This is a genomic window from Asaia lannensis NBRC 102526, from assembly GCF_024054035.1.
GTDB lineage: Bacteria > Pseudomonadota > Alphaproteobacteria > Acetobacterales > Acetobacteraceae > Asaia > Asaia lannensis.
This window is the reverse complement of record NZ_JAMXQU010000003.1, coordinates 213,890-225,917: the sequence shown is the minus strand read 5'-3', so window position 1 is coordinate 225,917 and position 12,028 is coordinate 213,890. Positions and strand designations below refer to the sequence as shown.

The following is a 12,028-nucleotide window of genomic DNA, read 5'->3' as shown; positions in this document are numbered from 1 at the left end:
GAGACGCATCGGCAACATGGGCTGACAGAGGGAGTTTCACAGGCTATAGGATAGAACCGTCATGGAACAAAACGAAACCATCGCCTGGCAGCAAGCCTGCATAGTGGCGCGCGTGCTTTGGATTTCTGTATGACCGATACTCCCGACCGACCGACCCTCTGGGGCGTGCCGGAAGCCTATACTGCGTTCCTTCTGCGTCGTCGTCTGGGCGAACATGACGGCCCGCTGATCCATGTCGCACGTGACGACGCTGCCGTGGCAGCACTGGCCGACATGCTGGCCTATGTCGAGCCCGATGTAACGGTCATGCGCTTTCCCGCCTGGGACTGCCTTCCCTATGACCGTGTTTCCCCCAATCCCGCAATCACCGCAGAGCGCGCCGCGACGCTGACCCGTCTGCTCGAACCGGCAGGCAAGACGCGTCGTATCGTTCTGACGACCGTCCATGCTCTGGTTCAGCGCGTGCCTCCGCGCGACGCGTTTCGCAACCAGGCTATTTCGGTGCGCAAGGGCGAGGCTCTCGATCAGGCCATGCTGATCGATCTGCTGGTTGCGAGCGGTTACACCCGTACCGATACGGTCATGGAGGCCGGCGAATTCGCGACGCGTGGCGGTATTTTCGATCTTTTCCCGGCAGGGGAAAGCGAGCCGATACGTCTCGATCTGTTCGGCGACGAAGTGGACAACATCCGGCGCTTCGATGTCGCAAACCAGCGTTCGACCGACTCGCTCGATGCGTTCAATCTGCGCCCCGTCTCCGAATATGCCCTGAGCCCCGATGCCATAAGCCGTTTCCGCTCAGCCTGGCGCGATCTGTTCGGTCCGTCATCGGCTTCCGACGTGCTTTACGAGAATGTTTCGGAGGGCCGGCGTTTCCCCGGGCTCGAGCATTATATCCCGCTTTTCCACGAGCATATGGACACGCTGGTCGATTATCTGCCCGATGCATCGATCAGCATGGATCATCAGGTACCCGATATTCTGTCGGCGCGTCTGGAAATGATTGCCGATCATTTCGAAGCGAGAAAGGCCCCTGCGCGTGAAGGCGAGGCCATTTATCGCGCCCTGCCTTCGCATCTGCTCTATCTCAACCGGACCGGCTGGGATGCCATGCTGGCCCGGGTCCCGAGCATTGCGCTGAACCCCTTTGCCAAACCCGATACGGTACAGGGAATGGACGCCGGCGGTCGGCCGGGACCGATCTTTGTCCGCGGCAAGGATGGCACCCGCGAAGGCGCTTTCGACGCCCTGCGCACCCAGCTTGAAGCATGGGAGAAGGCCGGTCGGCGCTGTTACGTCACCGCCTGGACCAAAGGCTCGCGTGAGCGGATCGCGTCTCTGCTCAAAGAGCATAAATTCACCACTGAATCCCATGATAGCTGGGCATCGGCTGCCGGTATTGCGCCGGGAACGATCGGCCTCGTCGTGCTGGGGCTCGAGCGTGGCTTCGTGGCCGATCGCATGGCGTTCGTTTCGGAGCAGGATCTGCTCGGCGAGCGCATCGCACGGCCGCCGCGTCGCAAGCGTCGTGCCGAGCAGTTTATCACCGAGGCCTCCGAAATTGCCGAAGGCGATCTGGTGGTCCATGCCGATTACGGTATCGGGCGCTATGAAGGGCTGGAAACTGTCAGCGATGGCGTTGCCCCTCATGACTGTCTGCGCCTGCTCTATGACGGCGCGCAGAAGCTTTTTCTGCCTGTCGAGAACATCGAGCTGCTGAGCCGCTTCGGCTCGGAGCAGGGCGGTGTGGCGCTGGATAAGCTGGGCGGTCAGGCCTGGCAGGCCCGCAAGGCCAAGATGAAGGAGCGCATACGCGACATGGCCGGCGAGCTGATACGCACCGCCGCCGGTCGCGCCATGAAGGAAGCACCTTCTCTTATTCCCGCCGAAGGCATGTGGGATGAGTTCTGCGCCCGTTTTCCCTTTGTCGAGACAGAAGACCAGTCCCGCGCCATTGCCGATGTGCTGGAGGACCTAACGTCTGGCCGCCCCATGGATCGTCTCGTCTGTGGCGACGTGGGTTTCGGCAAGACCGAAGTGGCATTGCGTGCAGCATTTGTGGCGGCGCTGTCAGGCGTGCAGGTGGCTGTCGTTGTGCCTACCACGCTTCTGGCGCGTCAGCATTTCCGTAGCTTCTCCACCCGTTTCGAGGGCTTTCCTGTGCGCATCGCACAGCTTTCGCGCCTTGTTACCGCCAAAGAGGCCGCGGAGACACGGCGTGCTCTGGAGGAAGGACAGATCGATATTGTGGTCGGCACTCATGCCCTGATCGCCAAATCGGTGAATTTTGCCAATCTTGGCCTGTTGATCATCGATGAGGAGCAGCATTTCGGCGTGGCGCATAAAGAGCGTCTCAAGACCATGCGGGAAGACGTGCATGTGCTCACGCTTTCAGCCACGCCTCTGCCGCGCACATTGCAGCTTTCCCTGACCGGCGTGCGTGAAATGAGCCTGATCGCTACGCCGCCGACGGACAGGCTGGCGGTGCGGACATTCATCACGCCCTTCGACAGCGTCATGATACGCGAGGCCATTCAGCGCGAGCGTTTTCGTGGCGGCCAGATATTCTGCGTTGTCCCCCGTATCGAGGATATGGACCGCATGGCCGATCGCCTGCGGGAAATCGTGCCCGATGCCAAGACCGTTCAGGCCCATGGCCGCCTGACGCCGGCGGAACTCGAACGCGTCATGACGGAGTTTTCCGACGGCCGTTACGATATTCTGCTGTCCACCAATATCGTGGAAAGCGGGCTCGATATGCCTGCGGTGAATACGCTTATCATTCATCGTGCCGACATGTTCGGTCTGGGCCAGCTCTACCAGCTGCGTGGGCGCGTCGGTCGCGGCAAACAGCGCGGCTATGCCTATCTGACCTGGCCGCAGAGCCACAGGCTGTCCCCGGCATCGGAAAAGCGTCTGGAAATCATGCAGACGCTCGATACGCTGGGCGCTGGCTTCACGCTGGCCTCGCACGATCTCGATCTGCGTGGTGCAGGCAATCTTCTGGGTGATGAGCAATCTGGCCATATCAAGGAAGTCGGTATCGAGCTCTATCAGCAGATGCTCGAAGATGCCGTGACCACCATGCGTCTGCAGAAAGACCAGAAGCGCGCAGAGGACAAGGACTGGACGCCTAACATTATTCTGGGCTTGCCGGTGCTCATTCCGGAAACCTATGTGCGCGATCTGCCTGTGCGTCTGGGTCTGTACCGGCGCATTGCAGGGCTTGAGGGCGAGGCCGAGCTTGAAGCCATGCGTGCCGAGCTGGTCGATCGCTTCGGCTCGTTGCCTCAGGAAGTCGAGAACCTGCTCGATGTGGTGGTTATCAAGCGTCTGTGTACTGCGGCAGGTGTCGACAGGCTGGAAGCCGGACCGAAAGGCATGGTCATCCAGTTCCGCAGCCGCAAGTTCCGTAACCCGATGGGTCTGCTGAAATGGGTGGAGCGCCATAAGGATCAGGGTGTGAAACTGCGTCCCGATCAGAAACTTGCCGTGGTGCGCGAGATGACCAATGCCCAGAGAATCACCATGGCGCGCAAGGTCATGGGGGCGCTGAAGAAGCTGGCCGAAAAGGCCGATAGCTAGGCGTCTCGCGTCCCATACCGAGGGCAAGCGTGTCACGCTTCTGCCCTCGGCTACAGGAATGGCTCCGTTATTTTCTCGGATGGCTTTCCAGAGGGCGGCGGCCCTTTTGTGGGAACTGTGTCGAAGCCCCATACAAGAGCCGCCTGTGAAGAGGGCAGGCAACTTTATGTTGTATCGTTTGTTCGACCGTAATCGAATGAATGGAGATATCTCATGCTTGCAATCGATCTCTCGGGAAAAACGGCACTGGTGACGGGTTCGACCGGTGGTATCGGGCTGGCGATCGCCAAGCGTCTGGCCGAGGCAGGGGCCCATGTCATCGTGAACGGACGCGGCGAAGCACGGACGCACGATGCCATCGAGGCAATCAGGCAGGACGTGCCGGATGCGACTCTGAGCGGCTTTGCCGGCGATGTTTCACACCCGGAAGTCATCGCCAGCCTGGTCGAGGCACATCCTGATCTGGATGTGCTGGTCAATAATCTCGGCATTTTCGAGGAAGTGCCGTTCGGCGAGATCAGTGATGCCGAATGGCAGCGCTTTTTCGATATCAATGTGATGAGCGGCGTTCGTCTTTCACGGGCCTATCTGCCGAAAATGGTCGAGCGCAAGGACGGGCGTATTGTGTTCATCTCCAGCGAATCCGGGCTGAATATTCCTGCTGAGATGATCCATTACGGATTCAGCAAGGCGGCCCAGATCGCCATAGCGCGTGGTCTGGCGGAAAGCGTCGCCGGGAGCGGTGTAACGATCAACAGCGTATTGCCCGGCCCAACGCGGACGGAAGGCGTGATGAGCATGATCGAGAAAGCTGCGAAGAAATCGGGACGCTCACCGGAGGAGGTCGAAGCAGGCTTCCTCAAGGAAAATCGGCCTACCTCATTGATCAATCGTCTGGCCGAGCCTCAGGAAGTCGCCAATATGGTGGCCTATGTGTGCTCGCCGCTGGCTTCGGCGACATCGGGAGCGGCCTTGCGTGTCGAGGGTGGCCTGCTGCGTCATCCGGGCTGACATCTGAAATCGCGTGGCAAGTAAGAAGGCTGGCACACAATAGTGAACGCAATCAGCCGCGCTGCTGTCTGCGATATTCCTGCGGGGTCAGACCATGACAACGCAGGAAATTTTTTCTGAATGCGCGCTCCGAACTGTAGCCAACCGCATGCGCGAGACTATCGATCTTGAGGGCGCTCTCGCCCTGCAGGAGCGCAGCCGCGCGTGCCATCCGCCATTCTGTGAGATGATCCATCGGCGTGATCCCGACAACGCTTTTGAAGCGGGTCGCGAAAGCGGAACGTGACATGCCGCATTGACGGGCAATTTCCTCGACAGTCCACGGCGCGGCAAGCTTTGCGTGCATGCGTTGCAATGCTGAGCCGATTTTCGGGTCGCCAAGTCCTCTGAGCCAACCCGATTCAAGTCGATCGTGCATGGTGCCAATGTCGATCTGACCGGGGCTGCCGATCATATGCCTGATCGTTAGCAGCAACAGGATTTCGCACAACCTGTCGATCATCGCCGATGCGCCGGGGCGTGCCGTCTGTTCCGGCAGGTCATTGCCGCCTGCAGACCTCGAGTAATCGCGTGAGCGATACAAGGGGGAGGCGCCGATTTCATGGCGAAGCATCGCCAGAGCGGCCGTGATTTCCCTGTTCTCATCAGCGCCCATATGCAGCAGGCGCGGTAATTCGCGTACCAGCAGCGCGGCTTCGGGAGAGGTTACCGAAAAACAGCCTGTGACGATCCGCGCTGCCGGGCCGGTTCCCCCATCGACAACGATCCTTTTTTCTGCGGCCCAGCGTGCAGCGCCTTCAGCGTCCAGCATGGTTACCGCAGAACCGAGAGGGGTGCTGTGCAGGGAAAACCGCGAGGGACGCGGCAGAAACACCAGATCGCTCTGCATGAGCCTGCGTGGGGGCTCATCATCGAGACCCAGCCACGTCTCGCCCTCAACGACAGAGAGGAAAACGCCATATTCGGGTGGAAAGCCAATGCCATAAGGGCCATTGAGCGAGAGGAACCCCCATATACGGCCCTCGGTACGCATTTGTGCGAGAGCTCTGCTCAGCGGATCCATGGTGTTTTCCCGTCCGGCGACGCTGGTACACAGAGCGACGAGTCTATGTCGCAGTACCTTATAGGCGTTTTGAGCCGGGAATATGGTGCGATGGGTATGGAAACGCCAGAGCAAAAAAGGGAGAGTCGGGAAAGCAGGGAGAAACCGCATGACACTTATCGACACTCTGAGCTGGCGCCATGCTGCGAAAAGCATGAATGGCGCATCTGTACCGCGTGAAGTGCTCGACCGGATTTTGGAAGCTGTACGGCTGACAGCGACATCGAGTGGTTTGCAGCCTTTCGAACTGCTGGTCGTTTCCAGCGCTGCCCTGAAGGCGAAGATACGTCCCGTTGCGATGGATCAGCGTCAGGTTGAGGAATGCAGTCATCTGATCGTGTTTGCGGCATGGGACCGGTTCACGACCGAGCGTATCGATTTCATGTTCGATCTGACCAATGACCGGCGTGGCGGACCGAATGCAGGGCTCGAAGCCTACAGGGCACATCTCCACCGTCAGTTTTCGATAACGGACGATGAGGCTCATTTCGTACAGGCTGCAAAGCAGGTCTATATCGCTCTGGGCACAGCCCTGATTGCAGCCGCAGAAGAACGCGTCGATTCGACTCCCATGGAGGGATTCGACAACGATGCGCTCGATGAGCTTCTCGGATTGAGACAGCAGGGTTTGCGCAGCGTGGTCATGCTTGCGCTCGGCTATCGCCACGATGTGCATGACTGGAATGCAGGGCTGGCGAAGGTGCGACGCCCGCTCGATCAGATCGTCCGTTTCATAGACTGATCGCGTCCGTGGATTGAGCGAGACGGTATTCAGGGGGCCTGCAGCGTTTTCAAGAACCGCAGCGTCCGGGTGACGCACTGTGCCGTAAACTTATGTCTGCGGCACAGGATCATCGTGTTCAGTTGACGGGAATGGGGATCGAATTGACCTTCAACGTACCGTTGGACAAGGTCAGATCCCAGGTCACCCGGTTGCCGTCGCGATGGCCCATGAACTGGGCAACCGACAGGGCCGTACTGACGCCTGTCGGCAGGACGGGGCGTATCGTGGCAAGCAGATCGCTCAGATCGGTTATGGCGAGATGGAGTTCCCCCTCGCTCGTGCCTGCGGAGCGTCCCGGCGTGACCCAGCCGTTACCGTCCAACTGCCCCTTGGCCCACAGGGCATTGAGAGCAGTGATTGTAATGCGTCCGTTCGGGGTATGGCTGCTGTCCAGCATATCTTCGGGTATCGTAACGGTCGTATGAAGCGTGTGCGGCAGGGCAGATCCGCCGGGAGCGCCCAGACCGGAAGCCGCATAAATAATCTCGACGCTGCCCGGTGTCTGACCTGCACGCAGGGTCGCATTCAGCCGGTCGGCGGTATAGGTCGTACTGCCTTCGGAGAGCGAGACCTTGTTCCAGGACAGTTCCGCAACGGCACCCTTGTGCAGGGCCTGACGTAATGTCGCGAGAGCCGGGCGCCCGTCGACACCCTTGCATCCTGCGGGTGAGCCGTTGTGCACGAGTTTCAGCAGCCCGAACGAAATGAGGGCATTCGCATCGCGCAGATTAGGCAGCGTAAAATGCTCGTTCCGGTCACGCGCAGTCAGTTGCTGCACGGTAAGATGCGCGCTGTTGCCTGACAGCGTGGCATTATATCCGGTCATGGCCAGACTTGCTGCCCCCATCGTCCGGGATGAGGACGATGTGCTCATACAGGAGGCGGGAATGGCGTCGGCCCATGCATGGCCCGAGAGCGGACCGAGGGCAAGCAAAGCGACAAGCGAGGCAGCGGCTGCATGTTTCATGGGTGTAAGGATGGGGTTGTTCATCGGGCGAGACAACCGGAATTTTGCGGCAGGAGTTGGGCGCGAAGGCTTGCCTCGCTAGAAGACTATATTGCCTCGGCGAGGCGTATCTCAGGCTGGAAAGAGAATTCCCGATGAGCGGACTGGACCCGCAGGACTGGACGGCATTGCGCACATTGGCACATCGCATGCTCGACGATGTATTCGATCGCGCCGAGCATATGGGTGAGGGGCCAGTCTGGCAGCCCATGCCCTCTGCACTGCGTGAAGGTTTTCGCGCGACGCTGCCTCGTGAAGGTCAGGACGCACAGGCGCTCTACGACCGGTTCCTGACCGAGATACGCCCCTATTCCAACGGAAACACCCATCCGGGCTTCATGGGGTGGGTGCAGGGAGCGGGCACGCCGATCGGTATTCTGGCCGAGATGCTGGCAGCAAGCCTCAACGACAATTGCGGTGGGCGCGATCATGCGGCCATCGAGGTGGAGCGTCAGGTCATACGCTGGGCCGCTTCCATGGTGGGTATGCCTGACACGGCATCCGGCTGTCTTGTGACAGGCTCGTCGCTCGCCAATTTTATCGGCATCATCACGGCCAGTCGTGCCGCCGATCCTGACTTGCGGGTGAAAGGGGTCGGGGCAAGCCGTCTGGTCGGGTATGCTGCCCGGACCGCTCATGGCTGTGTCAGCCGCGCCTTCGACCTTGCAGGTTTCGGCAGCGACGCCCTGCGTCTCGTTCCGGTCGATGATCTGTATCGCATGGATGTATCGGCCCTGCGCGCGCAGATTGCCGCCGACCGCGCGCAGGGATTTCAGCCTTTCATAATTGTGGGAACGGCAGGGAGTGTCGATTGCGGCGCGGTCGACCCTCTGGACGAACTGGCAGCGGTCGCACGGGCCGAATCGTGCTGGTTTCATGTCGATGGGGCCTTTGGCGCGTTTGCCCGCCTTTCACCAGAACATGCCATCATGCTGGACGGAATGGAGCAGGCCGATAGTCTTGCGCTCGATTTCCATAAATGGGGGCAGGTTCCCTATGACGCGGGCTGTGTGCTTGTGCGCGACCCCGCGTTGCATGCTCAGGCTTTTGCCCAGTCCCTCAGCTATCTGACCCGTGCCGATCGAGGGCTGGCAGGCAATGCCCCCTGGCCATGCGATTTCGGCCCCGATCTCTCGCGCGGTTTTCGTGCGCTCAAGGTCTGGATGACAATTGCGCATTACGGTGCCGATCGTCTGGGTGAAATGGTCAGCGCATGTTGCGACGTCGCGGGCTATCTTGCCGGACGTGTTGAGGAGGATGAGCGTTTTCTTCTGATGGCGCCTGTCGCCCTGAACATAGTCTGCTTCACGCTTGCCGGGTTCGACGATGAGGCGATCGACACGCTGGTGAAGGATCTGCATGAAAGCGGCGTCGCCGCGCCTTCGACTACGCGTATCGAGGGGCAACTGGTCATACGGGCCGCTATCGTCAATCATCGCACGACACGTGCGACCGTCGATGCCATGCTGGGAAAGCTCGTGGAACTGGCGGGAATCTGACCGTCACGACGTGTCGTGACGGTCCCGGTGATTGTCCGGTGCACGCAATGACCGGGCTAAAGACAGCTAGAGACATAGGTAAAGTGCGTTCCTCCCGCAGACGGGCGTCGTCTGCGGGAGGCATTCTCACTGTGCGACGAAGAGATCCGTGAGCTGCTTGATCATGGTACCGCCCAGCTCTTCGGCATTGGTGAGGGTGACGGAATTGCGATAGTAGCGCGTCACGTCATGACCGATGCCGATGGCCAGAAGCTCCGTCTCCGGCGACGCCTCGATACGGGCAATGACCGAGCGCAGGTGATCTTCCAGATACGAACTCGGATTGGTCGAAAACGTGCTGTCATCGACCGGCGCACCATCTGAAATGACCATCAGGATACGTCGATGCTCGGGGCGACGACGCAGGCGTTTCCAGGCCCAGAGCAGGGCCTCGCCGTCGATGTTTTCCTTTAGCAGGCCTTCTCGCAGCATCAGGCCGAGATTGTTGCGTGCTCGACGCAAGGGGGTATCGGCATCCTTGTAGATGATGTGGCGCAGATCGTTCAGACGACCCGGATCGGGTGGGCGTCCAGCCGCAACCCAGCGCTCACGGCTCTGTCCGCCTTTCCAGGCGCGCGTCGTAAAGCCGAGAACCTCGGTCTTGACGCCGCATCGTTCGAGCGTGCGCGCGAGAATGTCGCCGCACATGGCGGCTACGGAAATGGGGCGTCCGCGCATGGAGCCCGAATTATCGATCAGCAGGGTCACGACCGTATCGCGGAATTCGGCCTGACGTTCCGTTTTATAGGACAGGGATAGCGTAGGGTTGGCGACGACACGCGCCAGCCTTGCAGCGTCCAGAATACCCTCCTCCTGATCGAAGGCCCAGGAGCGCTGCTGCTGTGCCATCAGCTTGCGCTGCAGGCGATGAGCGAGGCGGGAAACGACGCCCTGAAGACTGCTCAGCTGCTGGTCGAGCTGCTGGCGTAGCCGGGCAAGCTCGTCCGGATCGCAGAGTTCGGCTGCATCAGCCTCTTCATCGAATGCTGTCGTGAAAATCTTGTAGGCTGGAGGCGAGGCATTCCCCTCGGCATCCTTCCCGTTATCGTCTTCCAGCGTGCCTGCCGGCTGTTCGGCACCCTCATCCTGAAGGTCGGAATCGCTCGCGTCCCGGCTGTCGGGTTGTTCAGTCGGCTCAGGCTGGAAACCATGGGTTTCGTTGTCGTCCTGATCCTGGGGCGAGGGTTCATCGTCCGCCTGATCCGATTCGGTCTGGCTGTCATCGTCCTCATCGGGATCGTCGGCCTGGCTCTGGTCGTCCTGCTCGGGCTCTTCTGTGAGGTCGAACGCCTTGAACAGACCGGAGCAGGCCTGTGCGAAACGCTGCTGGTCCATCTGGGTCGAGGCAAGGGAGGCTAGCGCGCGCTTGGCTTCAGGGGAGAGGCTTTCACGCCATGCCTTGAGCGCAGATCCGGCCGAGGACGGCGCAGGATCGCCCGAAAGCGCCTCGCGCACCAGGAGCGGTAGCGCGACATTGGCTGGCATGTCGTCTCGTGCGCGCATGCGGGAATACCCCGCCTCATTGCAGTCGAGCGCGAGTTTCTGCGTAAGATTGGCTTTCACGCCCGCCATATGACGGGCACCGTACACCTCGCAGCGAACCTGTTCGAGCGTGTCGTAGAGCGGTCGCGTCTCTGCCGTATCGGCTGTGGAGGGGAGAGGTGAAAGCGTCGCATCGTGATGCTTCAGCCGAAGGGCTGCTGCGTCGGCAGCACCGCGCACACGCACCATTTCCTGCGGGGTGAGCGCGCGCGACACGTAAGGGAGCTGAATACCGCTCCCCTGTTTGGCCGAGGCAGAAGCCGCGAAACTGATCTCGGTTTCAGTCTCTCCCGACATGGCGCGCAGGGCGGCACTCGTGGCACGGCGGAACGCATCTGTACGTTCGCTGCCGGGCAATGCGAGATCGGTCGTCCCGCGTTCGGGTGTCTTGGCTCTGGATGAAGCCATAGGCTCGCCTCCGTCAGGCGTTCAGGGGCGACTGATTGAAACAGCGCTGATAATATTCCGCCACGATACCGCGTTCGGCCTCATCGCATTTATTGAGGAATGTGAGGCGGAAGGCGAATGCGAGATCGCCGAAAATGCGTTCGTTCTCGGCCCATGTGATGACGGCGCGCGGCGACATGACCGTGGAGATATCGCCTGCCATGAAACCGGCGCGCGTCAGATTGGCCAGCGCGACCATGCTCTCGAGCCGCTTCGTGATGGCGGGTTCGTCGCCCAGACCGAGCTTGGCGCGCACGATCCCGACCTCCTGCTCCAGGGGCAGGTAATTGAGCGAGGCGACGATATTCCAGCGGTCCATCTGACCCTGGTTGATCTGTTGCGTGCCATGATAGAGCCCCGTCGTATCGCCCAGACCGACAGTATTGGCCGTAGCGAACAGGCGGAAACCGGCATTGGGGCGTATGACGCGGTTCTGGTCGAGCAGGGTCAGGTGCCCTTCTGCTTCCAGAACGCGCTGGATGACAAACATCACGTCCGGACGACCGGCATCGTATTCGTCAAAGATCAGCGCGACCGGATGCTGCAGACACCACGGCAGGAGCCCTTCGCGGAATTCGGTAATCTGCTTGCCGTCGCGCAGCACGATGGCATCCTTGCCGATGAGGTCGATACGCGAAATATGGCTGTCGAGATTGATGCGCACGGTCGGCCAGTTGAGGCGCGCGGCGATCTGCTCGATATGCGATGATTTGCCCGTGCCGTGGAAGCCCTGCACCATCACACGGCGGTTATAGGCAAACCCTGCGAGAATGGCCCGTGTGGTATCGCAGTCGAACTGATAGCTCGGATCGATATCGGGCACATGTTCCGTGCGGATCGAGAAGGCAGGGACTTCCAGATCGCAGTCGATCTTGAAAACATCACGTGCGGAGACGATCCGATCGGGCGCGCCGAGCACATGGGTCGGCACCGCGTTCTGTTCGGCAGTGACAACCGTTTCGGGCGCATCGATGGAGGCGAGATCGCTCATGGTTTCAATCCGTCTTTCACTC

The 12,028-nt window shown here is 60.4% G+C and carries 8 protein-coding genes; 4 read left to right on the top strand and 4 right to left on the bottom strand.

The window, feature by feature from the left end; genetic code table 11:
- The first annotated feature begins 129 nt into the window (after nucleotides 1-129).
- Complete coding sequence (gene mfd, locus NF685_RS05865) at nucleotides 130-3,585, top strand: transcription-repair coupling factor (RefSeq protein WP_252848949.1); 3,456 nt, start codon at nucleotides 130-132, stop codon at nucleotides 3,583-3,585.
- Nucleotides 3,586-3,798: 213 nt separating this feature from the next.
- Nucleotides 3,799-4,596, top strand: a complete 798-nt coding sequence (locus NF685_RS05860) for an SDR family NAD(P)-dependent oxidoreductase (protein WP_252848948.1) — start codon at nucleotides 3,799-3,801, stop codon at nucleotides 4,594-4,596.
- A gap of 52 nt (nucleotides 4,597-4,648) precedes the next feature.
- Here NF685_RS05860 and NF685_RS05855 read toward each other — a convergent pair whose 3' ends face one another.
- Complete coding sequence (locus tag NF685_RS05855) at nucleotides 4,649-5,659, bottom strand: AraC family transcriptional regulator (RefSeq protein ID WP_252848947.1); 1,011 nt, start codon at nucleotides 5,657-5,659, stop codon at nucleotides 4,649-4,651.
- Nucleotides 5,660-5,807: 148 nt separating this feature from the next.
- On the opposite strand from NF685_RS05855, the gene NF685_RS05850 reads away from it, so the two are divergent.
- On the top strand, nucleotides 5,808-6,440 hold the full coding sequence (locus tag NF685_RS05850) for an NAD(P)H-dependent oxidoreductase (protein WP_222547178.1): 633 nt from the start codon (nucleotides 5,808-5,810) through the stop codon (nucleotides 6,438-6,440).
- 118 nt (nucleotides 6,441-6,558) lie between these two features.
- On the opposite strand, the gene NF685_RS05845 is transcribed toward NF685_RS05850, so the two are convergent.
- Nucleotides 6,559-7,473: a DUF2125 domain-containing protein gene (locus NF685_RS05845; protein ID WP_252848946.1), complete on the bottom strand. Its 915-nt coding sequence runs from the start codon at nucleotides 7,471-7,473 to the stop codon at nucleotides 6,559-6,561.
- 110 nt (nucleotides 7,474-7,583) lie between these two features.
- On the opposite strand from NF685_RS05845, the gene NF685_RS05840 reads away from it, so the two are divergent.
- Nucleotides 7,584-8,987 (top strand): pyridoxal phosphate-dependent decarboxylase family protein, encoded by a 1,404-nt coding sequence (locus NF685_RS05840; RefSeq protein WP_252848945.1) that lies wholly within the window; start codon nucleotides 7,584-7,586, stop codon nucleotides 8,985-8,987.
- A gap of 126 nt (nucleotides 8,988-9,113) precedes the next feature.
- Here NF685_RS05840 and NF685_RS05835 read toward each other — a convergent pair whose 3' ends face one another.
- The gene (locus tag NF685_RS05835; protein WP_252848944.1) at nucleotides 9,114-10,976 is read right to left on the bottom strand and encodes a cobaltochelatase CobT-related protein; all 1,863 of its coding nucleotides are present in this window, start codon (nucleotides 10,974-10,976) and stop codon (nucleotides 9,114-9,116) included.
- A 13-nt stretch (nucleotides 10,977-10,989) separates the two neighbouring features.
- Complete coding sequence (locus tag NF685_RS05830; RefSeq protein ID WP_252848943.1) at nucleotides 10,990-12,006, bottom strand: AAA family ATPase; 1,017 nt, start codon at nucleotides 12,004-12,006, stop codon at nucleotides 10,990-10,992.
- Nucleotides 12,007-12,028: the final 22 nt, after the last annotated feature.